We start from the raw sequence: 22,716 nt of genomic DNA, 5'->3' as shown, positions 1-22,716 counted from the left end.
AATAAGTATGCACCCAACCATGCAGGACGAAAGAACAGCGATGAGCAGCCAGATCATCCCAGTTGAACCCTTTGATTGTATCGTGTTCGGCGGTACCGGCGACCTTGCGGAACGCAAGCTCCTTCCGGCCCTCTACCACCGGCAGATCGAGGGCCAGTTCACCGAACCAACCCGCATCATCGGCGCCTCGCGCAGTACGCTTTCCCATGAGGATTACCGCAAATTCGCCCAGGATGCCCTGAAAGAGCATCTGAAGCAGGGCGAATACGACGAGGCGGAAGTCCAGAAATTCCTCCAAAAGATTTATTACATCTCGGTCGACGCAAAGGCCGAAGGAGGCTGGGCCGAACTCAAGAAGCTGCTCGACGACGGCAAGGAGCGCATCCGCGTCTTCTATCTCGCCGTGGCGCCCGGCATTTTCGGCCCGATTTCCGAAAAGATCCGCGACCACAAGCTGATCACCCGGTCGACCCGCATCGTCGTCGAAAAGCCGATCGGCCGCGACCTCGCGTCGGCGCTGCAGCTCAACGACATGATCGGCAAGGCCTTCCACGAAGACCAGATCTTCCGCATCGACCACTATCTCGGCAAGGAGACGGTGCAGAACCTGATGGCGCTGCGTTTCGCCAACGCGCTCTATGAGCCGCTGTGGAACGCCGACCATATCGACCACGTGCAGATCACGGTCGCCGAAGCCGTCGGCCTCGAAGGCCGCGCCGGTTATTACGATACAGCGGGTGCGCTTCGCGACATGGTGCAGAACCACATTCTGCAGCTCCTCTGCCTTGTCGCCATGGAAGTGCCCTCCTCCATGAATTCGGAATCGGTACGCGACGAAAAGCTCAAGGTGCTGCGCGCCCTGAAGCCGATCACCGAGGCCAATGTCGAGCAGATGACGGTGCGCGGCCAGTACCGCGCCGGCGCATCCGCAGGCGGTCCGGTAAAAGGTTATCTCGACGAGCTCGAAGGCGGCGTTTCCAACACCGAAACCTTCGTCGCCATCAAGGCCGAGATCGGCAACTGGCGCTGGGCCGGCGTTCCCTTCTACATCCGCACCGGCAAGCGGCTTGCAGCCCGCATGTCCGAGATCGTCATCACCTTCAAGCCGATCCCGCACAATATCTTCGACGCGGCCGCCGGCCGCATTTCGGCCAACCAGCTGATCATCCGCCTGCAGCCGGACGAAGGCGTCAAGCAGTCGCTGATGATTAAGGACCCAGGCCCGGGCGGCATGCGCCTGCGCAACGTGTCGCTCGACATGAGCTTCGCGGAAGCCTTCTCGGTGCGCAATCCGGATGCCTACGAGCGCCTGCTCACCGACACGATCCGCTCCAACCAGACACTGTTCATGCGCCGCGACGAAGTGGAAGCCGCATGGCGCTGGGTGGATCCGATCCTGAAAGGCTGGGAAGCGGCCGGCCAGCAGGTACAGGGTTACACCGCCGGCACCTGGGGTCCGAGCCAGGCGATCGCCCTCATCGAGCGCGACGGCCGGACATGGCATGAGGGCTAAGGGTCATGACCGCGAACATGCTTGAATTTGCGGATGCCGCCGCCCTCGCCGCCAGCCTGGCGGACGAGGCCGCGGCACATCTTGAAACAGCGATCCGCGACCGGGGCGCCGCCTCGATCGCGGTCTCGGGCGGCTCTACCCCGAAGAAGTTCTTCGAGGCGCTGGCGACCCGCGATATCGACTGGGGCAAGGTCACCGTGACGCTGGTCGACGAACGGTTCGTGCCGGCGGACAGCCCGCGTTCCAACCACCTTCTGGTGTCGGCGCATCTGCTGAAAGACAAAGCGGCTGCCGCCAAGTTCATACCTCTCTACTACGAAGCGCCGTCGATCGATGAAGCGGCCGTGATCGCAACCGAAAAGACGTCCGGCATCGGCAATCCGTTCGACGTGGCGATCCTCGGCATGGGCGGCGACGGCCATACGGCTTCGTTCTTCCCGCATGGGAATAATCTTGCCAGAGCACTCGATCTTTCCGGCCCCCGCGGCGTTCTGACCATGCAGGCGGAAGGTGCCGGCGAAGAGCGACTGACCTTCTCGTTCGCCAGCCTTTCGGATGCGCGTTTTCTGGTGCTGCATATCGAAGGCCAGGGCAAGAAGGACGTGCTCGAAGCGGCAAAGGCCGGATCCGACGAAACGGACATGCCGATCCGCGCCGTGCTCAATCGAGCCGCTTCGCCGCTGCAGATTTTCTGGGCGCCTTAAAGCGCCAACTTTTCAACGCGAGCAATCCCGGTGGCTTAGGGCCCTCCCGAAGGTCCTGTCCCTCCCAAGCCGGGGTTGAGCACAAGAGGACAAGACCATGGCCGCTCATTCCAGCATCGAGGCAATCACCGCCCGTATCGTCGAACGCTCGAAACCCCTCCGCGAAGCCTATCTCGACCGTGTGCGGCGGGCGGCCACGCGCGGCCCGCACAGATCGACGCTTTCCTGCGGCAATCTCGCCCATGGCTTTGCGGTCTGTTCTCCCGCCGAAAAGGACGCGCTCGCAGGAGACGTCGTCCCGAACCTCGGGATCATCACCGCCTATAACGACATGCTCTCGGCGCATCAGCCCTATGAAACGTTCCCGCCGATCATTCGCGAGGCGGCACGGGAAGCCGGCGGCATAGCGCAGGTCGCCGGCGGCGTGCCGGCCATGTGCGACGGCGTCACCCAGGGCCAGCCTGGCATGGAGCTGTCGCTCTTCTCGCGCGACGCGATCGCCATGGCGGCCGGCATCGGCCTGTCGCACAACATGTTCGACGCGGCCGTCTTCCTCGGCATCTGCGACAAGATCGTGCCGGGCCTCGTCATCGCGGCGCTCAGCTTCGGCCACCTGCCCTCCGTCTTCATTCCCGCCGGCCCGATGACCACGGGGCTTCCGAACGACGAGAAGTCGCGCATCCGCCAGCTTTATGCGGAGGGCAAGGTGGGCCGCGCCGAACTGCTCGAGGCGGAATCTAAATCCTATCACGGCCCCGGCACCTGTACCTTCTACGGCACCGCAAACTCCAACCAGATGCTGATGGAGATCATGGGCTTCCACATGCCCGGCGCCTCCTTCGTCAATCCGGGCACGCCGCTGCGCGAAGCGCTGACGCGCGAGGCGGCCAAGCGGGCGCTAGCGATCACCGCACTCGGCAACGAGTTCACTCCGGCCGGCGAGATGATCGACGAGCGCTCCGTGGTCAACGGCGTCGTCGGCCTGCATGCGACCGGCGGATCGACCAACCACACGCTCCACCTCGTCGCGATGGCCCGCGCGGCCGGCATCCTGCTCACCTGGCAGGATATTTCCGAGCTTTCCGACGTCGTGCCGCTGCTTGCCCGCGTCTATCCGAACGGGCTTGCCGATGTGAACCATTTTCACGCCGCCGGCGGAATGGGCTTCCTGATCAAGCAGCTCCTGAAGACCGGCATGGTGCATGACGACGTGCGCACCGTCTTCGGCCATGGGCTGGAAGCCTATACGGTCGAGGCGAAGCTCGACGCCAACGGCGCCGTCGTTCGCGAACCCACCCCGAACGAAAGCGGCGACCTCAAGGTGCTGGCGCCGATCGAGACCCCCTTCCAGTCGAATGGCGGCCTCAAGATGCTGAAGGGCAATCTCGGCAAGGCGGTTATCAAGATTTCCGCCGTCAAGCCGGAACGCCACATCGTCGAAGCGCCGGCGATCGTCTTCCACGATCAGCAGGGGCTGCAGGAAGCGTTCAAGCGTGGCGAACTCAACAGGGATTTCATCGCCGTGGTGCGCTTCCAGGGACCGAAGGCGAACGGCATGCCGGAACTGCACCGCCTCACCCCGCCGCTCGGCGTGCTTCAGGACCGGGGGTTCAAGGTGGCGCTGGTAACCGACGGCCGCATGTCGGGCGCTTCCGGCAAGGTACCGGCAGCGATCCACATCACCCCGGAGGCCAGCGACGGCGGGCCTATCGCCAAGATCAAGGACGGCGACATGATCCGCCTCGACGCTGTCGCCGGAACGCTGGAAGTGCTGGTGGATGCTGCGGAGTTTGGGGCTCGCACACCTGTTGTCGTCGATCTTTCCGACAACGAGTTCGGCATGGGCCGCGAACTCTTTGCCCCCTTCCGCCGCCATGTCGGCACCGCGGACATGGGCGCCAGCGTGTTTGCGTAGATAGGCTGATTGCCGGTAGAAACGAGAACGGCGGCCGTGGAGCCGCCGTTTCCATTTCAAGTCCTGAACCGGGTTACCAGGAGCGGATATCGAGCGTCCGGTCGCGATGGTTCGGATGGGTCGAGAATATGAAGATGCGGTCCAGTTCCTTCTGCTTGAGCAGCGACAGGAAACGCACCTCGATCGTGTTGTTGGCGTTGGTGCGCATCAGCAGGCAGCCGACCTTGGAAATGCGCGCGTCGGGAATATCGAGATAAAACTGTTTCGGCAGATTATACTGGGTCAGGATACCGAGCACGGCGCCGCTCATCGAGATACGGATGACGTCACAGCGGCGCTGCGCCATGTTCATCACGCCATTTTCCGTATATTCGATACGCGCCGCATTCATCGTGTCTTCCATCTTGAACCGGGCTTCCCGGTCGTACATGAAAGACTCTTCCTTGTTCAAAAAGTGATTTTTGTTACTTGGAGTCGCACTCACGACATCCCTCCATTGCTTAATGGAAGGAAGCCTAGCCGGCGAAATTTAACAGAGTGTTTTGAAGTCCCAAATCAGAACAACTCCAATTGCATATCGCAAAACCATAGTAAACGGATAGTTACTCCTAGAGGCGGTAGGCCTTACCTTCTGCGTCGAAAAGGTGCAGTTTCTTCAAGTCTGCTGAAAAGCGCATTTTCTCACCCTTCTTCACCTGCAGAATGCCGGGGATCTTGGCGATGATCGGCTCCTGGTCAGCCAAGCCTTCGATATAAAGCAGCGTCACCTCGCCGAGCGCCTCGATGATTCCGATCTGGCCTTCGAAGAGATAGTCCTCGCCCGAGGCAATCGACAAATCTTCCGGCCGCACCCCGAAACTGGCCGTCTTGCCCTTTTCCGAAGCCGCTGTCGGCACCGGCAGGTGCACCGATTTTCCGCCCTTCAGCGCAACCGTGGTCATCTCGCCGGTTTCCGTCACCGTGGCCGGGATGATGTTCATCGCCGGCGAGCCGATGAAGCGGGCGACGAAGAGGTTCTGGGGCCGCTCGTACAGTTCGAGCGGGGCGCCGACCTGTTCGATACGGCCGGCCGAGAGCACGACGATGCGGTCGGCGAGCGTCATCGCCTCCACCTGGTCGTGCGTCACGTAGACCATCGTCGTGTCCGGCATCGAATCCTTCAGCCTGGCGATCTCGATGCGGGTGGCGACGCGCAGCGCCGCGTCGAGATTGGAAAGCGGTTCGTCGAACAGGAAGACCTTTGGATCGCGGCAGATGGCGCGGCCGATGGCGACACGCTGGCGCTGGCCGCCGGACAGTGCCTTCGGCAGACGGTCGAGATAGGGAGTGAGCTGGAGGATATCGGCCGCCGCACGTACCCGGCGGTCGATCTCGTCACGGCTTTCCTTGGCGATCCGCATGCCGAAGGCCATGTTGTCATAGACCGTCATATGCGGATAAAGCGCATAGGACTGGAAGACCATGGCGATGCCGCGCCGCGACGGCGGCACCTCGTTGACGAGCTGGCCATCGATATACATCTCACCGCCGGTGATACTTTCGAGGCCGGAGATCATCCGCAGCAGCGTGGACTTGCCGCAGCCGGACGGCCCGACAAACACGACGAACTCGCCCTGGCTGATCTCCAGGTCGATGCCGTGCAGCACCTTCACCTGGCCGTAGGCCTTGCGGATATCCTTCAGAACGACACCAGCCATGCTTTCCTCCCCTTTGTTCTCGTTACGCGTGATGGGCGAAGAACGCCCCCCAAGCCGGTAGTTCGACACGCCTGCCTTCAAGCCCGCTTTCGAAGCCGTGACCGGTCAGCACTTCCCAATCGCCGGCCGGCAGTTCGGTTGCCGTTTCGGCCGCGCTCATGTTGAACAGGCAGAGCAGCGTCTCGTTGCCGTATTGGCGCTTGTAGCCGAGAACGGCGCTGTCCTCGGCCAGGAATTCGATGTCGCCCTTGGCAAAGGCCGGGTGCTGCTTGCGGAAGGCGAGGAAGCGTCGGTACTGTTCCAGAACCGATGCGGGATCGCCGTATTGAGCGCCGACGGCCCGAAGCTGATGCTCGACCGGGATCGGCAGCCAGGTTTTCTCCGCCGTCGAGAAGCCGGCCTGCAATGCCTGGCTGTCCCAGACCATCGGGGTGCGGCAACCGTCGCGTCCCTTGAATTCCGGCCAGAACTGGATGCCGTAGGGATCCTGCAGGTCGGCATAGGCGATATCGGCCTCGGTCAGGCCGAGTTCCTCGCCCTGATAGATGCAGACCGAGCCGCGCTGGGACATCAGGATGGCCGACGCCATCTTGGCGTAGCTGTCGCGATCGAGAACGTCATGGCCCCAGCGGCTCACATGGCGGACCACGTCATGGTTGGAAAAGGCCCAGCAGGCCCAGCCATCCGGCGCAGCGATAGAGAACGCTTTCTGCACCTCGGAGACACGCGCCGGCGTCAGTGGATCGGGCGCCAGGAATTCGAACGCGTAGCACATCTGCATCTTGTCGTTGCCGGACGTGTATTCTCCGACGATTTCCAGACCACGCTGGCTGTCGCCCACTTCGCCGACGGCGGCGATCGCCGGGAACTCGTCGAGCACGGCGCGGAAGCGCCTGAGGAATTCCAAGTTCTCCGGCCGGTTCTTGTCGTAGAGATGCTCCTGGAAGTTATAGGGGTTTACCGCAGGCGCGGTGGAAGCGTTCCGGCGCAACGGATCGAGTGCCGGGTTGTCGCGCAGTTCCTTGTCGTGGAAATAGAAGTTGATCGTGTCGAGGCGGAAACCGTCGACGCCGCGCTTCAGCCAGAAGCGGGTCATGTCGAGCAGCGCATCCTGGACTTCCGCATTGTGCAGATTGAGATCCGGCTGCGATGTCAGGAAGTTGTGCATGTAGTACTGCATGCGGGTCGGATCCCAATGCCAGGCCGATCCGCCGAAGATCGACAGCCAGTTGTTCGGCGGCGTGCCGTCCGGCTTGGCATCGGACCAGACATACCAGTCCGCCTTGGGATTGAAGCGGCTCGACCGGCTTTCGATGAACCAGTGGTGCTGGTCGGAGCTGTGTGACATGACGAGGTCGATCATCACCTTGATGCCGAGCCGGTGTGCCTCGGAAATCAGACCGTCGAAATCCGACAGCGAGCCGAACATCGGATCGACATCCGTATAGTTCGAGACGTCGTAGCCGAAATCCCGCATCGGCGACGGGAAGAAGGGCGAGATCCAGATGGCGTCTGCGCCAAGGGCTGCCACATGCGGCAGACGGGCGGTGATACCCTTCAGATCGCCGATGCCGTCGCCGTTCGAGTCCTGATAGGAGCGCGGGTAAATCTGATAAATAACGGCCCCACGCCACCAGTCCTTGTCCGGTGCTGCGGGGGCTTCTGCTGAAACGCTCATTCAATGTCCTGTTGTCTTCGATGTTGATCAGCCGCCCTTGACGGAGCCGGCAAGCAGTCCGCGGACGAGATATCGCTGAAGGGCGAAAAAGACGATAATCGGCACGACGATTGTTATGAAGGCCGAAGCTGTCAGGATTTCCCACTTTCCACCCATTGAGCCCAGAAGCGCGTTCAGCGCGCCGGTCAGAACCAGCTGATCCTTGCCGGTGCCAAGGAAGACCATGGCGACGAGGAGGTCGTTCCAGGTCCAGAGGAACTGGAAGATCGAGAAGGATGCGAGCGCCGGAAACGACAGCGGCAGGATGATCTTGACGAAGATTTCGAAATCGCTGGCTCCGTCGACGCGGGCGGATTCGATGATTTCCCGCGGCAACCCGGAAATGTAGTTGCGCAGAAGATAGATCGCGAGCGGCATGCCGAAGGCGGAGTGTGCAAGCCAGATGCCCGCATAACTGCGAGACGGCACGCCGAAAAGATTGCCGATCTCGTTATACATCTTCAGAAGCGGAATGAGCGACATCTGCAAGGGCACGACAATCAGCCCGACCACCAGGGCGATGATGAGGGCCCTCCCGGGAAACTCCATCCAGGACAGAGCGTAGGCCGCAAAGGCGGCGATCAGGATCGGAATGATCGTTGCCGGCACCGCGACCGTCAGCGAGTTGACGAAGGACTGGCCGATCCCCTGGGAGGTCAGCACCGTGCGGTAATTTTCGGTGGTGAAGGATGGCGGAGTGGCGACGGACAAGTAGACGCGTTTGCCGCGGCCCTCGAACGGCGCGTTCTTGGAATAGGTATAACTGCCGTCTTCGTTGACGGTCAGCATCTCGCCATTGCCGATATCGGCGGGCTGCCCCGCTGTAAATTCCGTTGGGGCGGCAACGCGGGTACCGAAGGCGCGCACGGTGCCGCCCTTCCCTCCCTCGAAAACGGAACCGGAAATGACGTAGTTCGTACCATTCTGCTTGGCGGTTGAAGGCTCGCCGAGGCGGGCGGCACTCGTCTCGGCGGCGCCCGTAAAGGCGGTCCACCAGCCCGATGCGGTGATCTGGCCCGCTTCTCGAAAGGAGGTGACGAGGATGCCGAGCGTCGGGATGAGCCAGATGATGCAGATGACGAGCACGGAGACGTGGACGATAAGGCGCGGAAGGCCGATACGGCGGAGGCTTGCGGCTGCACTCATCTCAATGGCCTCCCATTTCCTTGTTCGCCTGACGGATGTTCCAGATCATGATCGGCGTGACGGCGGCCATGATGATCAGCGCGATGACCGCGCTTCGGCCGCTGTCGCCCCCGCCGCGGAACATCCAGTCGAACATCAGGTTTGCGAGAACCATGGTGTTCCACTGGCCGTTGGTCATGGTCAGCACGATATCGAAGACCTTCAGCACGAGAATGGTGATCGTCGTCCAGACGACGGCGATGGTGCCCCAGATCTGCGGCACCATGATCTTCCAGAAGATCTGCCAGCCGCTGGCGCCGTCGATCACCGCCGCCTCGATCGTCTCCTCGGGGATGCCGCGCAGGGCCGCCGACAGGATGACCATGGCAAAGCCCGTCTGGATCCAGATCAGGATCGCCATCAGGAAAAAGTTGTTCCAGAACGGAAGCGAGATCCATACCTGCGGAGAGCCGCCAATGGCCTGAACGATAGCGTTGAGGAGGCCGATCTGCGTTTCGCTGCCGCCGCGATATTCGTAGATGAACTTCCAGATCACCGAAGCGCCGACGAAGGAGATCGCCATCGGCATGAAGATCAGGCTTTTGGCGAGGTTGCCCCACCAGATGCGGTCGGTCAGAACCGCGATGACGAGGCCGAAGAAGGTACACGCTGCCGGCACCACGGCGAGCCAGAGGATGTTGTTGAAGATGGACTGGCGGAACTGCGCGTCCTGGATCGCCCAGCGATAGTTCGCAAGGCCGACGAAATTGCCGCCCGATCGATCGTAGAAGGAAAGGATGAAGGTCGCGACCACCGGATAAACGAGATAGACGACCAGCAGGATCAGCGCCGGGCCGAGAAACAGCCAGGGACGCACCATGGCGCGGCGGTTGAGATTGACGGAGGCGGTGCGGACATTCTCGACCGGCACGGGAAAGACGATTTGAAGGATCTTGTCGGAGAGCCAGTAATATAAGGCACAGACGAAAACGCCGGCGATCACGACGCCGACGGCTGAAACGATCTGCGATATCATGGCTCTCCCCTTTTCACGGTTTTATGCGTAGCTTTTTATTGGACCGCGCCGGCGTCCGGCGCGGTCGTATTCAAGAGCCCAATAGGGGAGGCTTATTTCAAACCGTCCCACGCCTTCTGGATATCGGTCCCCACGGTCTTGGCGTCCTTGCCGCCGACATAGTCGATCATGCCGGTCCAAAACGCGCCGGCGCCGATCTTGCCGGGCATCAGGTCCGAGGCATCGAAGCGGAATGTCGTGGCGGTGGTCAGAAGCTCGCCCTGCTTCTTCAGCACCTCATTGGCATAGGCATTCGAATTGGCACCCTTGAACGGCGTCAGGAACGACGACTGCGCCATCCAGACCTCGTGGGCGATCGGCGTCTTCAGGAATTCGATGAACGCCTTGGCGGCGGGCGAATCCTTGGTGATGGCAAACATCGTGCCGGCGCCGAGGACCGGTGTTCCGAGGTCCGGCTTCGAAGCATAGGTGGGCAGGTAGAAGAAGTCGGCATCGGTGCCGAGCTTGGTCTCCGGAGGGAAGAAGGACGGAACGAAGGATGCCTGATGATGCAGGTAGCATTTCGGCGGAATGCCGAAGAGGCCCTTCGGGCTGTCGCGGAAGTCGGTGGAGGAAACGGCAGCGACGCCGCCGCTCACATATTTGGGGTTCTTGGCGAACTTGCCGAATTCATCGATCGCGCCAACAACAGCCGGATCATTGAACTTGACTTCATTGCTCACCCACTTGTCGTAGACATCCGGCTTCTGGGTGCGCAGCATCATGTCCTCGACCCAGTCCGTCGCCGGCCAGCCCGTCGCGCCACCGGAGCCGAGACCAATGCACCATGGAACACCGCCATCCTCGACGATCTGGTCGCTGAGCTTGATCAGGTCCTCCATGGTCTTCGGAACCTCGTAACCCGCTTCCTCGAAGTTTTCGGGCACATACCAGACCATGGATTTGAAATCGGCCTTGAAGGGGAAGCCGAAATAGGCCTCCTTGCCGTCCTTGCCCTTGTAGGTGCCGTAACGGATCCAGTCCCCGCCCGAGCCGTAGTTGGTCTTGACCCAGTCGGAGTTCTCCTGGCCGAGCGAGGTCAGGAATCCCTTGGCGGCAAGATCGGCCAGGAGGCCGGGCTGCGGAATGATGGCGATGTTCGGCGGAGAACCGGCCTGGGTGTCGATGACGATCTGCTGTTCGTAATTTTCCGAGGAGGAATAGCGGCCATTGATGCCGGTCGCGGCATTGAAATACGCGAGAACGCTGTTGAACAGCACTTCGTCCTCGCCGCGCCAGGGGCCGAAAAGCGTCAGGTTCTGCCCTTTGAGATTGGCGTGGGCAACCTTGAAATCCTCATAGCTCTTCCAGTTAAATTTAGAATCCTGGCCGGGCGCGAACTTCAGCTCCTGGGCGACCGCGCCACCGGCAAGAAGCGCTGCCAGCGCCGTACCGATCCAAAATGATGCCTTCATTGAAATATCCTCCCGCTGTCCCGGCTTTTTCTACCCTGCCGGGAGTTCCAAAACATGGGGAGAGATTTAACGCTCTCGCGGAGGAGTCAACCCCCGCGCAGCCGGTGTGGAACAAATGAAAAAATCTGTCATCGCAGGATTAGAATTTGGGTGCGGTTTTGCCGGCCGTGCGATAGGCCGCGATGACTGTGTTGGCCATCAGCATGGCGATGGTCATCGGGCCGACGCCGCCAGGGACCGGGGTGATGGCGCCAGCGACTTCAGCGGCTTCCGCATAGGCCACGTCGCCAACCAGCCGGGACTTGCCCTCGCCCTTGTCGGGGGCGGCAACGCGGTTGATGCCGACATCGATAACGGTGGCCCCGGGCTTCACCCAGTCGGCCTTGACCATCTGGGGGCGGCCGACGGCGGCAACCAGGATATCGGCGTTGCGGCATACGGACCCGAGGTCCTTCGTCCTGGAATGCGCCATGGTAACGGTCGCGTTAGCGGCCAGGAGCAGCAGGCCCATCGGCTTGCCGAACAGGTTGGAGCGGCCGATGACGACAGCGTTGAGACCCGAAAGGTCACGGCCATGTATACGATTGACCAGCAACATGGCCCCGGCAGGGGTGCAGGAGATCAAGCCGCTCTCAAGGTCGCCGGTCGCGATCTTGCCGGCATTGACGACATGCAGACCGTCGACGTCCTTCTTCGGCGAAATCGACAGGATGACCGGCTCGGCGTTCAGGTGCTTCGGCAGCGGGAGCTGGACGAGAATGCCATGGATGGACGGATCGGCATTGAGCTCGGCAACCAGCTTCTCAAGCGTTTCCTGAGTGGTGTCGTCGGGCAGACTGTGCTGGATCGATTTGAAACCGCACTGCTTGGCCATCTTGCTCTTGGAACTGACATAGGCGTGGCTGGCCGGATCGTCGCCGACGATGACAACTGCAAGGCCCGGTTTCACGCCGGTTTCCCTCTCGAGCGAACTCGAAGCCTCGGTCACCGCGGTGATTACCGATGCTGCCGCCTCTTTACCATCGATCACCACAGCCATGCGCACCTCCCGCTTGAAACCGCCGCCAATGTATACATTGGGCATGTTCTGAATTTGCCCACCAACGCCTATGCTGGTCGCAGACGGCAAATGCAAGCGGATTCGATGTCGCAGGCTTCTTATCCTCGGGAGGCGTTCCGGCGGTCGGAATAGACCTGAACCCGCTCGCGCAACTCCGCCATGTTCCGGCGAAGCTCGCGAAGTTCCTCCGCCTTTCGGACCTCCTCCGGCGATAGAACCGGGCGACGAGGTGCACCATAGGACGGTCCATCGGCAAGGCGGCCGGCCATGACGGCCGCGACCAGGGAAGGAAGCTCCGCCTCAGGGGCCGGACGGCGATTGACCATCAGCATTTCGCGGATGTGGTCGGCAAGCGGCCTGTCATTGGCTGGCGCCGGATGGCGCGGGCGCCAGGACAGCTGCGGCTCATAGGTCGGCCGATCGTAAGCCGGATCATACTCGTCGTGGAGGAAATCCTGTTCGTCCAGATGCTGCGCCAACAGGTCCCGCTCGACAATCAGCGCGGGCTCGTCGGCCGGATCCATTTCGTCGGCGGAGCTCGCGAGCCGCGGTGTGCGGCGCGTCAGAAAGACCAAAGCAGTGCCGAGGGAGAACCCTGTCAGGGCACCGATGCCCGAAACTTCGGCGGATGAGGGACCCAGGACGGCCGCGGATGCCGCCCCGGCCGGAACGACGACCGAAACCTTGCCCGTGGATGCCTTGGCTTCGGAGCCGTGCAGCGCTTCGAGATAATTTCGCCGTGCCTCGTCCACGGCAGCTTCGAGAGCCGCAAGCCTTGCTCCGGAATCGGCTATTTCCTTGTCGTCGGGTTTCTTCGCCTGCTTCGCCTTGAGCTCAGCCAGATGTTTGGCTGCGGCAGTCTCCTGCTGACGAAGCGAGGTCCCGAGCTGCTTCAGCGCGTCCTGGATGTCGTCTTTGACATCCGCCAGCGCCGCCTGAGCCGCAGCAAGCCGTGGGTGACGCGGGCCGAGATCGCTCGAAAGCTGGTCGACGGCAAGCTTTGCCTCGACATGCCTCTGCCGCTGATAGTCGAGGCCGGTGTATTCGAGACTGTCCGGCAGTGGCTTGTTGAGCACGTCCGAAAGCTTCATGGCGGACGCCTGGGCCGCCTTCTGCTTCAGTTCACCAAGCTGCGCCGTCGCCTCATTTATTTCCGCGGTGAGCTGCTGTCCGTCGCCCTCGGTCCGGCGCAGTTCGGCAAGCTTCTGCGCGTCGGTCTCGGCGATGAAGCCGGAAAGAGCGGCCTGCGCATGCTCGAGTGTCTGGCGCAGCTTTTCCACCACCGGGCCGGACGACCTTGTGCCGGAGAATGCGATCTCGTCGTGGAATGTGTCGCCAAGCATGTTGGCGATGCGGGCCGCCTCTTCCGGCTCTCCCGCCGTGACGGAGATCGCAAGCTGGCCGGCGCGGCGGTCGTAACTCGTTACGATTGCCTGAGAAAGTCGCTCGCGCAGCCGGTTTTCGGCCTCCGCCACGGTCATCGCCTCACCGGAGACGATATCGGACACGATCCTGATGACGCTCGGGCGGTCGACCGAAAACTCGCTGTCGCGGCCGAGATTGAGGGCACGGATGACATTGTCGAGGCTGGTTTTGGAGCGGAGCGCGGCAGCGGCCGTGTTGATCGTGCCTTCGCTCGCCGCTTCGACCTTCAGTCGGGTCTCGGCGCTGAACTGATGCGGAACCGTCTCGACAAACAGCAGCGGCAAAAGAGCGCCGATCACCGTCAGAGCGCCAACCTTGAGGGCCGCGGATCGCAATCCGGCGAACACGGAACCGGTGCCGGCGAGCATTGCTGCCGGGTCAGGGTTTCGGTCGTCTTCGATTTTCACCGACTGATACATGGGAAGACCGCGCTAATCTGAGGCCGCCGGCATCCCGCGGGCAGCCCTCTGATTAAGGCAGTCTAAAATTTCATGGCAAAGAAAGGGTTAACTTGTCAGGCGAAAGACGGCTGCCGGGACGGGACTGTCGCCTGGGGCACTGCGGGCACCGACTTGCCTTCAACGAAGGTGGACAACCCCGCACCGGTCATCACCACCAATCCGGTACGGACAGAAGCCAGCCGGCGCTCGATCCGCCGCTCCTGGCCAAGACCCGCCGCATCGACGAGGATAAGATCGAAACGCTGCGGCATATCCTGGTCGAGGGGTACGACCGCCACGTCATGCCAGGGGGCATGGCGGGCGAAATGCTCGCGGAGGGCTTCGACCCGCGCGGCATCCTCGCCGGCTATGCCGATGCGATGACCTTTTTCCAGGAAGCTCAACAGGGCCGGGACGAACATGCTGGCCGAAAAACGCACCGGCGCCGGTTTTTCATGTCGCGCTTTGGCGAGGATGCCGAAGGCGCGGCCGCCACCCGGCAGAAGCATCCTGCGGCTCAACTGACCGCGGTAGGCGGGATCGATCATCTGACGGAAAGCCGTCCGCTCGTCCAGAAAGCCGAGTGTGGTGCGGTTGCCGCGCAGCGCGATCAGGCTTTCCACGAAGCCGAGCGTTGCGTTCCATCCGAGATCGCAGACACGCAGGCCGAACAGGGTCCGGGGTGACGCGGATGCCAGGAAGTCTCCGGATGCGTTCATCGATGCGCTCCCCATGGGCAAGACCAATTCGTCCCCAAGGTCTAGCAGCGCGCTCTGAAATCGCCTTTAAATCGATTGGTAAAATGCGAACGATGCCCGTATTTCCAAGGCCCTCGCAACGAAAAAGGCCGACCATGAAGGCCGGCCTATATTCGTTGTGCTATCGCGATGCGGTCGTCAGTGGCCGGCCGTGGGCGAAGCTTTCGGATCTTCGATCTTCACGCCCTCGACAATCTTCTTGCCCGGGTTCGGGTTCTTGTTGCCGCGCGAGGCGTTGTTGCGAATGTCTTCCTTGGAGAGATAATCGAGCTGTTCGACCAGCACCTCCGCCACCAGCCCCTCGCCGAGCTTCTTGTTGAAGTTGTCCTTGATGCTGGTGCGGAATTTTTCGAGGTTGAAGGCGCCGGGCTTGCTGAGATCGACCATCTGGTTGCCGATCAGCAGCGTGAAAAGCTGGTCCGTCGTCAGTTCGGTGATCGGCAGCTTGGTATTCTTGATCTTTTCCTTGTCCATCATGAAGGAGACACGGCTCAAGAAATAACCGGTAATGGCACCGTCCGCGATCATCGGAATGGTGATCGATTCCCCGCGCACCAGTTGAAGAAGCTCCTTCCGCCTGGCCTCTTCGTCGACCGGCGCAGGTGCTGCGGACATCTGCACGGAGAAATACACCGCCCCAAGCGTGACGATGCAAACCCACAGACCAGTGAGAAGGAGCTTGACCATCAGGCCTCGCCGTAGGTGAACTGTTCTTGGGTGTAGGTACCGTCGTCGTCTGCGTCGCGGGCAGCGTTCTTCAAGAGATCGGCGACGGCGCGAACAGCGTGAAGATGTGCCTCGACCCGGCGGGCATTGAGCGCCAGCTTGCTCTTCAGCCCGTGCATCTGATCGATATGGCCGGTGGCAAGCTGCTTCGGATCGGTGCCGCGGAACAGCATGGTCAATTCGTAGAGGCAGCGGCTTTTGTGCGCGTTCGACACTTTCAGGTCGAATTCCGGATCGCGGCCGATGCGCTGATTTTCGTTGTCGATTATCATCTCCAACCGGCCAAGCACGGTCTTGATGCGATAATCATTCGAAATGACTTCCATATTTTCTGCCCCAGTCTGATGCATATCAGGCCTCACTCTTCTTATCGACGCCGAGAACCTGCCGCTCGAAATCGGTGATCATGCTCATTGCGCGGCTGCGATCAGTCTCATTGGTGGTCGGATTGACCGAGGCCTGACGCTCCGCGCGGGCGAGCGCCTGCGAATACATCTGCTCGGCAATGCCGACACCGCCCTTTTTCGACATTTCGTCGGCGATCTTCTCGGCCATCATGCCCTTCCAGAACTCACCGGCGGAGCCCTTGCCGTAAACTTCCTCGGTCTCCTTCGGGAGCATGGAGTTCACGAATGTCGAAAGAACCGATGCTTCGAACTTGCGGTATTCCTCCGGCATTTCGGCGACCTTCTTCGGTGCTTCCGGATTGCCGAGACCCGCCGTCGTGCCGGGCGTGTCGATGAATTTCATGGCTGCACCAAAACCCTTGCCAACTTCGGCAAGGCTGGTCGCGGCAAAGGCCGCCTTGTTCGCCTTCAGCTTGGCCTGCGCTTCTTGAACGGCAGTCGGGTCCGCAGCGCGGACGACGTCCATGACCAGATCGCTCGGAGGTGAAATCGCCACGTCAGCTCCTTTCATGACTGCCGCGAGCCGCATCCTAAAGGTGCAAGAGCGCAGCAACAGTTTGAAATGGCACATGATCCCGCCCGACCTCGATCGAACCGGCAATCAGTGCAATGACGAGACTATGAAGGTCGAAGCTTGCTGGAGGCTGGCCAGTCTATTTGACTTGCTCGAGGGCGAGCGTGATATCGATCAGCTCATAGATCGCATCGTCGGCCACTTCGCGGTCTTCGTGATCACGCGCGTCCTTCATGTGCTCTTCCAGGCGGTCGGCCTTGGTCCGCTCCTTGAGCACCTTCATTTCCTGGATCTGCTGGACGCCGGCAAGCTGGCGCTCCTTCGTGGTCAAGCGGCCGAAGCGTTCCGAATAATGCTGAGAGAACTGCCGGTGTACCGGGTTCATCGAGCCGATCGCATCGATGACGTCTTCCATCGACTGATTGACCTCGGCGCGATACCGGGTCGTCGCAGCAAGCTCGTGCTCGGCCATCGTCTCGAGATGCCGCTGGACCGCCACCAGGCGCTTGAGCTTGTCCGACCGCTTGACTGGACCTGCCATTGCGATCTCCTAGAAGGACCTGAAGATCGGCGCGAAACCATCCGCGTACTGGCGGATAAAGGCGGCGATCGACAGATAGAGAAGGAAAAGCCCTCCCATCAGCAGGAAGGGCGTCGAGATGAAGAAGATCGGGATCTGCGGCGCCATCTTGTTGATGAGGCCGATCGCCACGTTGAACATCAGGCCGAAAATCAGGAACGGACTTGCCAGCCGCAACATGATGATGGTCGACGCGCGCAGCGTATCCGTCAGCGTGATCAGTATCTTCTGCGGATCGATCAGCGCACCGACCGGCGTCGCCGCATAGGAATCGACCAGCGCGCGGAACACGATGTGGTGGAAATCCATCAAGAACAGGAGCAGCAGGCCGCTCAGCGTCAGCAGAATGGTCAGCTGGTTTTCCTGCGAGTCTTCGAAAATGTCATGGCCGCCTGGCGCCGTGAAGCCGATCGACATGGTAAGAATCGTGCCGGCAAATTGCATGCCGAGCGTATAGAGCCGGGCTATCAATCCATAGACCGCACCGATCAAGGCCTCGGTGAAGATCAGGCCAAGATAGGTGGCAGTCGGCTCGGAGGCTCTTGGATAAATCTGGTCCCACAGAACCGGCAGTACTGCCATGGACAGGGCGACCGCCACGAACAATCGCACCTGAACCGGCACGCGGCCGCTTCCCAGCCCCGGGAGTACCATCACGCACGTACCCATGCGGCAAAACGCAAGGAAAAGTGCGAGAATGGTCCCCTGCGGGTCTGTAATCATGCGAGAATCGTCCTTTGCGGACAGTCTATCACGAAATGGCGCCCAGTATCTTGATTTCGAGGCCCTTGGCGAGTTCCACATGGGACAGAACCGGCAGGGTCGCGAACAGCCGCTCGATGATCATGCGGACGTAGGAACGGGTTTCCGGCGAGGTGACGAGCACGAAAGGCAGGCCCCGATCCATGAATTCGCGGATGACCTTCGTCGCCTGTTCGCTGAATTCTTCCAGCGTGCGAGGATCGATGTCGAATTCCACCACCTCGCCCTTGCCGTCGCGCTTGAGCGCCTGATGGAACAACATGTCCCATTTGTTGCCGAGACGGAGTACGCGCAGCACGCCGTTGTCGGCCAAGTCGCCGCAGAGCTGCTGCGACATGCGAACGCGCACGTGCTCGACGATCTGCTCCGTCTTGCGCACATGCGGAGCAAGTTCGGCCACCGCTTCCAGGATGAGATGCAGGTTGCGGATCGAAACGCGCTCGGCGAGCAGAAGCTTCAGCACCGCCTGCAGGCCGGAATAGGACATGTGCGACGAGCAGATCTCGTCTGCGAGTTTCTTGTATTCTGGATCGAGACGCTCGATCAGGATCTTCACGTCCTTGTAGGAGAGAAGCTGCGGCAGGTTGTTGCGGATGACTTCCGACAAGTGGGTCAACACGACCGAGACGTTGTCGATCGGATGGAAGCCTTCGCGCTTCAAGTCTTCGGCGAAGGTTTCGAGGATCGATACCGCCGGCATGCCGAAAGCGGGTTCGCGGATCTCGTCGCCCGGGATGCTCGGCTTGCGGCCGGATCCGGTGACCACCAGGACGTCGCCGACCCGCAGGGCGTTCGACGCGATCGTCGTGCCATGGATACGGATCTGATAGGACTTTTCCTGGATCGAGATGTCGTCGGTGACCTTGATTTCCGGCACCACGAAACCGTACTGCGTCGCGAACTTCTTGCGCATCTTGCCGACCCGGAAGGCGAGCTCCTGGTGGGCGCCAAGCAGCCGGGTGGAGACCTGCTTGCCGAGAGCGAGCTCGATTTCGGACGTCTTGAGAACCGACTTGACCGAGTCCTTCTCCATCTCCTTGGTCTGGACGACCTTCTGTTCCTCGTCTTCGCGGCGAGCCTTGTTCTCCGCCTCGATACGGCGCGGAACAAGCCAGGCGCCGAAGCCCATCAGGCCGCCGAGTGCCATGAAGGGCAGGAAGGGCAGTCCGGGGATGATCGCCAGAAGCGCCATCAGGCCGGCCGACATCGAAAGGGCGCGCGGATAACCGCTCAGCTGATCGACGACGGCCTTGTCGGTGGACCCGGCCGTGCCGCCGCGGGTGACTAGGAGGCCGGCGGCGAGCGAAACGATGAGGGCCGGGATCTGCGTGACGATACCGTCACCGACCGACAGCTTGACGAACACGTCGGCGGCTTCGCCGATCTGCATGTCGTGGCGGAAATAGCCGATGATGATGCCGCCGAAGATGTTGATGGCGGTGATGATGAGGCCGGCGATCGCATCGCCGCGAACGAATTTCGACGCACCGTCCATCGCCCCGAAGAAGGAGCTTTCCTCTTCGAGTTCGGAACGGCGGCGCTGCGCTTCCTTCTCGTCGATGATGCCGGCCGAAAGGTCCGCGTCGATCGACATCTGCTTGCCGGGGATGGCGTCGAGGGTGAAGCGGGCGCCGACTTCCGCGATACGGGTGGCGCCCTTGGTGATGACGATGAAGTTCACGGTGACGAGGATCATGAAGACGATCACGCCGATCACGAAGTCGCCGGACATCACGAGGCCGGAGAAGCCCTGGATGACGTTACCGGCCGCGCCATGGCCCTCATGGCCATGCGACAGGATCACGCGCGTCGTCGCGATGTTGAGCGACAATCGCACCATGGTGGCGATAAGCAGGATGGTCGGGAAGGACGAGAAGTCCAGCGGCCGCTGGATCCACAGCGCCACCATCAGGATCAGGACCGAGAAGGCAATCGAGAAGGCCAGGCCAAGGTCGATCAGGAATGCCGGGATCGGCAGGAAGAGGATGCAGAGGATGGCGACGATGCCGCCCGCAAATCCGAGATCGCGACCGTTCGGGGCTACTTTCGGAATGGATAGTGAAGGTGGTTGCGCCATGACTTTCCCGTCTCTTCATGAGATGGCGGCAGGAAGTACTCCTACCAGTTCATGTCCTGCCTAAAGGGCGAAGCTTGCGCGAAGGTGGGTAGATGAAAAAGGATGGGCGGGCGGCAACCGGGTCAGAACCCCGATTGCACCCGCGAAAATACCAGATTGGCAAAAAGATTGATCTGGCCGCCGATAAACGGCGCGGTAATGCCGATCGTGATCATGATGGCGACGATTTTCGGCACGAAAGTCAGCGTCATCTCCTGGATCTGCGTCAGAGCCTGGAGAAATGCGATCAGGACGCCCACGACCATCGCCACAAGGACCGCGGGACCGGAGGCGATCAGGATCGTCCAGATCGCCGCCTGCATGATATCAAGGGCATCGGCTTCATTCATTGCGCCGGCTCCGTCTGCTTTAGTGTTTCGGCATCATGCCGCGTCGTCTGGTCTCAGGTCGCCGGAGGCGTCGTTGGCGGCTGATTCGAAAGAATGATGCCGGGCTGTATGAGGACCTTATCACCCTTCTCGGTGATCGCCACCAGACCGTCGGAGTAGATTTCCACCTGTTTGATGATACCGGTGGTTTTGTCGTCGGCGCTGGTGACGTACTTGCCGATCATATCGGCTGCCTGCGAGAACGAGTTCGCCTGGATGAGCGACTGCAGGTTCGAGTTCATCTTCACGGACTGCTCGACCTGCGAGAAGGTGGCGAGCTGGGCAATCTGCTCGCTCGCATCCATCGGATCGGTCGGATCCTGATACTTCATCTGAGCGATGAGGAGCTGCAGGAAGTTGTCGTAGTTCAGACCTGCGGCCGATTGGTCGGACGACGGCGTCTTGCCGTTGCCGGAGGCATAAGGGTTGTTGTTGTTGATCGGGTCTACCGCCACGGTGCTATCTCCTTGCGAATCCGCTCGACGGTTGCCGGCGCGAGTTCCCGATTGTTGAGGATACGGTCTTCGATGGGGTAGAGCGCGCGGATTGCCTTCAGAGCGTCGAAGGCCCGGCCAGATGCAACCATGCCGTCGATGCGCTTGAGTTCCGCCAGCATCTCATCGTCGGTAAAGCAGGTCAGCAGCATTGCCACCGACTTGCGGAACAATGTCGTCGACTGTTCCTTGCCATCCGGGTTGATGAGCATCATCTGGGCGATAAAGTAGAGCTGCCGAAGCGGCGTCGTCGCATCTTCCGGCTGAAGAACATGGTTCTCCAGAAGGAACGTGACGTCATTGAGAAATTCCAGCGCGACCTTGCGATCAACGCGCAGAACCGCGCCGTTGATAAATATCCGCTCGCCGGATTTCAAAGAGATGCGAAGCGTACTTTTCATTTAAGTCCATCCCTGATGATGGTGGTCACATCGATAATGCCCTGGAAATTCGTCGATTCACGGTTCCTGATCTTTTCGCATTCCTTCAGTATCCAGATTGCGATCGAGATCAGATCCGCACGAAGTTCATTGGCCAACTCGTTATCCGGATGCTTCAGATCCTCGACAAAGCGGATCCAGACACGCCGGGTGTAGAACAAAGCCTCAACCGTGGTGCGCGTATAGTTCTTCTCGTCGCGAGCCGCGATCAGAAGATCGATAGAACGATCCAGGGCCTGCCGCTCGCGATCCTTGGCGTTGGCAACGCCGTCCTCCATGATCTCGGCATATGAAAATTGGTACATTCATGTATCCTTCGTCACGAGCCTTCCTTTATTCATCAAAGGAAGTTGGCCAGGCTCAGCTGCTGTATCTTTGCCGTTACTGTATATGCAGTTTCGAGGAGCGTCTTCATCGTGTTGAGACGGGTTGCCGCCTCTTCCGGGTTGACGTTCTCCATGCTTCCAAGGCTTGTCTTCAGGATATCTTTCTGCGCCTGCAACCTTTCCTCAGCTTTGGAGACGCGTTCGGTATAGATACCGATCGATGTCCGCTGCTGGTTGATGCTGCCCTCGCTGTTCATCGCCTTGTTGATGACACCTGTGGTACGCGTGGCCACGGCTGCGCGGGCATCCTTGTCCATCCCGGTCTGCAGGTATTCCATCGAGATGATCGATGCGAAAGCGAAGTTGCGCATGCCCTGGCTGTTGGCATTGGTCGAGCTTTCGACCACTTCCGTCGGGCTGATGCGGCTCTTCATGTTTTCGTCGCTGGCATCAGAGAAGAAGGTCTTCCAGAAGTCCTGGCCGGCAACCGCCGCCGGATGCGGCGGGCTTGTCAGTGGTGCCGAGCCGTTGAACTTGGCTTCCAGGTTGTCCAGGAAGCCGTTCATCTGGGCCCCCGTCATCTGCTCCTTGCTCGGGATCGCATTCACCGAAAGGTAGTGAGTGAGTTCGGCGGCGACCGCGGCCTTGGCCGGTGATGCCGGCGCGAAATAATCATCGAGCGGCTTCACGTCGGAATTGATGCCGGAGAAGATATATTCGCCCTGAACGGCGGTGTTGGCGAAGTTGGTGAACGCGTCCAGCGCGTCGGACATGGCCATGCGCGCCGTCGACAGGCTCGTCTCGTCGGCCGAGCTTCCAAGCGTCAGGATCGCACTCTGAATCTTCAAACCCTGCTCGTTCATGCTCTTGAGCGAAAGCTCAGCAGTTTCGAGACGCTGCGTTGCGAGCGCGGCCGTGGTCAGAAGCGAGTCGGTACGGGTGATGTCGCGGGAAAGATCGATAGCCCGCGAGGTGTTGGCGCCAAGCGCGACGCCAAGATCGGCGTGCTTCTGGCTCACGGCCTCCTGGTTCGCCTTCACCATCTCGCGCTGAACGTTCGAGATGGAGTTTCGCATCGTGGTCTGGATCGACAATGTGGAAATGAAAGAGGTCTTCAT

The 22,716-nt window shown here is 60.8% G+C and carries 23 protein-coding genes; 3 read left to right on the top strand and 20 right to left on the bottom strand.

All coding sequences use genetic code 11. The annotated features are described in order from the left end of the window. The first annotated feature begins 40 nt into the window (after positions 1-40). From zwf to edd, 3 genes are all read left to right on the top strand, one after another. Positions 41-1,513 (top strand): glucose-6-phosphate dehydrogenase, encoded by a 1,473-nt coding sequence (gene zwf / locus C5J26_RS24310; RefSeq protein WP_105404113.1) that lies wholly within the window; start codon positions 41-43, stop codon positions 1,511-1,513. 5 nt (positions 1,514-1,518) lie between these two features. Continuing rightward, positions 1,519-2,217: a 6-phosphogluconolactonase gene (gene pgl / locus C5J26_RS24305; protein ID WP_105404112.1), complete on the top strand. Its 699-nt coding sequence runs from the start codon at positions 1,519-1,521 to the stop codon at positions 2,215-2,217. Positions 2,218-2,314: 97 nt separating this feature from the next. Continuing rightward, positions 2,315-4,132, top strand: a complete 1,818-nt coding sequence (gene edd / locus C5J26_RS24300; RefSeq protein ID WP_105404111.1) for a phosphogluconate dehydratase — start codon at positions 2,315-2,317, stop codon at positions 4,130-4,132. A 73-nt stretch (positions 4,133-4,205) separates the two neighbouring features. On the opposite strand, the gene C5J26_RS24295 is transcribed toward edd, so the two are convergent. The 20 genes from C5J26_RS24295 to C5J26_RS24200 all read right to left on the bottom strand — a co-directional run bounded on the left by C5J26_RS24295 (position 4,206) and on the right by C5J26_RS24200 (position 22,716). After that, entirely contained in the window at positions 4,206-4,562 is a 357-nt protein-coding gene (locus tag C5J26_RS24295) for a hypothetical protein (RefSeq protein ID WP_046611702.1), read from the bottom strand. Between the two features lie 178 nt (positions 4,563-4,740). Then, on the bottom strand, positions 4,741-5,829 hold the full coding sequence (locus C5J26_RS24290) for an ABC transporter ATP-binding protein (RefSeq protein WP_105404110.1): 1,089 nt from the start codon (positions 5,827-5,829) through the stop codon (positions 4,741-4,743). Between the two features lie 22 nt (positions 5,830-5,851). Next, on the bottom strand, positions 5,852-7,507 hold the full coding sequence (locus C5J26_RS24285) for an alpha-glucosidase family protein (RefSeq protein WP_105404109.1): 1,656 nt from the start codon (positions 7,505-7,507) through the stop codon (positions 5,852-5,854). A gap of 27 nt (positions 7,508-7,534) precedes the next feature. Beyond that, a complete protein-coding gene (locus C5J26_RS24280) occupies positions 7,535-8,692 on the bottom strand; it encodes a carbohydrate ABC transporter permease (protein ID WP_105404108.1) in 1,158 nt (385 codons plus the stop codon). Position 8,693: 1 nt separating this feature from the next. Continuing rightward, positions 8,694-9,707, bottom strand: coding sequence for a carbohydrate ABC transporter permease (locus tag C5J26_RS24275; RefSeq protein ID WP_105404107.1), 1,014 nt, complete (start codon positions 9,705-9,707; stop codon positions 8,694-8,696). Positions 9,708-9,799: 92 nt separating this feature from the next. Then, positions 9,800-11,161, bottom strand: coding sequence for an ABC transporter substrate-binding protein (locus tag C5J26_RS24270; RefSeq protein ID WP_105404106.1), 1,362 nt, complete (start codon positions 11,159-11,161; stop codon positions 9,800-9,802). 139 nt (positions 11,162-11,300) lie between these two features. Continuing rightward, complete coding sequence (gene folD / locus C5J26_RS24265) at positions 11,301-12,200, bottom strand: bifunctional methylenetetrahydrofolate dehydrogenase/methenyltetrahydrofolate cyclohydrolase FolD (RefSeq protein ID WP_105404130.1); 900 nt, start codon at positions 12,198-12,200, stop codon at positions 11,301-11,303. Positions 12,201-12,319: 119 nt separating this feature from the next. After that, the gene (locus C5J26_RS32865) at positions 12,320-14,053 is read right to left on the bottom strand and encodes a hypothetical protein (protein ID WP_172746053.1); all 1,734 of its coding nucleotides are present in this window, start codon (positions 14,051-14,053) and stop codon (positions 12,320-12,322) included. 107 nt (positions 14,054-14,160) lie between these two features. Continuing rightward, a complete protein-coding gene (locus C5J26_RS24255; RefSeq protein WP_105404105.1) occupies positions 14,161-14,805 on the bottom strand; it encodes a hypothetical protein in 645 nt (214 codons plus the stop codon). 177 nt (positions 14,806-14,982) lie between these two features. After that, positions 14,983-15,531, bottom strand: a complete 549-nt coding sequence (locus C5J26_RS24250; RefSeq protein WP_046664740.1) for a hypothetical protein — start codon at positions 15,529-15,531, stop codon at positions 14,983-14,985. Then, complete coding sequence (locus tag C5J26_RS24245; protein WP_105404104.1) at positions 15,531-15,896, bottom strand: hypothetical protein; 366 nt, start codon at positions 15,894-15,896, stop codon at positions 15,531-15,533. Before C5J26_RS24245 ends, C5J26_RS24250 begins: the two co-directional genes overlap by 1 nt. A 25-nt stretch (positions 15,897-15,921) precedes the next feature. Next, positions 15,922-16,473, bottom strand: a complete 552-nt coding sequence (locus C5J26_RS24240) for a rod-binding protein (protein WP_105404129.1) — start codon at positions 16,471-16,473, stop codon at positions 15,922-15,924. Between the two features lie 157 nt (positions 16,474-16,630). Further along, positions 16,631-17,032 (bottom strand): hypothetical protein, encoded by a 402-nt coding sequence (locus C5J26_RS24235; protein ID WP_046630738.1) that lies wholly within the window; start codon positions 17,030-17,032, stop codon positions 16,631-16,633. Between the two features lie 9 nt (positions 17,033-17,041). After that, a complete protein-coding gene (gene fliR / locus C5J26_RS24230) occupies positions 17,042-17,794 on the bottom strand; it encodes a flagellar biosynthetic protein FliR (RefSeq protein ID WP_046630736.1) in 753 nt (250 codons plus the stop codon). A gap of 28 nt (positions 17,795-17,822) precedes the next feature. Next, positions 17,823-19,910, bottom strand: coding sequence for a flagellar biosynthesis protein FlhA (gene flhA, locus C5J26_RS24225; protein WP_046664742.1), 2,088 nt, complete (start codon positions 19,908-19,910; stop codon positions 17,823-17,825). A gap of 122 nt (positions 19,911-20,032) precedes the next feature. Continuing rightward, positions 20,033-20,299, bottom strand: coding sequence for a flagellar biosynthesis protein FliQ (gene fliQ / locus C5J26_RS24220; protein WP_037085216.1), 267 nt, complete (start codon positions 20,297-20,299; stop codon positions 20,033-20,035). Between the two features lie 53 nt (positions 20,300-20,352). Continuing rightward, complete coding sequence (gene flgD / locus C5J26_RS24215) at positions 20,353-20,793, bottom strand: flagellar hook assembly protein FlgD (protein WP_105404103.1); 441 nt, start codon at positions 20,791-20,793, stop codon at positions 20,353-20,355. Next, the gene (flbT, locus tag C5J26_RS24210) at positions 20,784-21,233 is read right to left on the bottom strand and encodes a flagellar biosynthesis repressor FlbT (protein ID WP_037085211.1); all 450 of its coding nucleotides are present in this window, start codon (positions 21,231-21,233) and stop codon (positions 20,784-20,786) included. Before flbT ends, flgD begins: the two co-directional genes overlap by 10 nt. Further along, entirely contained in the window at positions 21,230-21,577 is a 348-nt protein-coding gene (gene flaF, locus C5J26_RS24205; protein WP_037085209.1) for a flagellar biosynthesis regulator FlaF, read from the bottom strand. Before flaF ends, flbT begins: the two co-directional genes overlap by 4 nt. A 35-nt stretch (positions 21,578-21,612) precedes the next feature. Further along, complete coding sequence (locus C5J26_RS24200; protein WP_105404102.1) at positions 21,613-22,716, bottom strand: flagellar hook-associated family protein; 1,104 nt, start codon at positions 22,714-22,716, stop codon at positions 21,613-21,615.

The sequence above is a fragment of the Neorhizobium sp. T7_12 genome, assembly GCF_002968535.1.
GTDB classification, from domain to species: Bacteria; Pseudomonadota; Alphaproteobacteria; order Rhizobiales; family Rhizobiaceae; genus Neorhizobium; species Neorhizobium tomejilense.
This window is presented reverse-complemented; position numbering and strand designations above follow the sequence as displayed.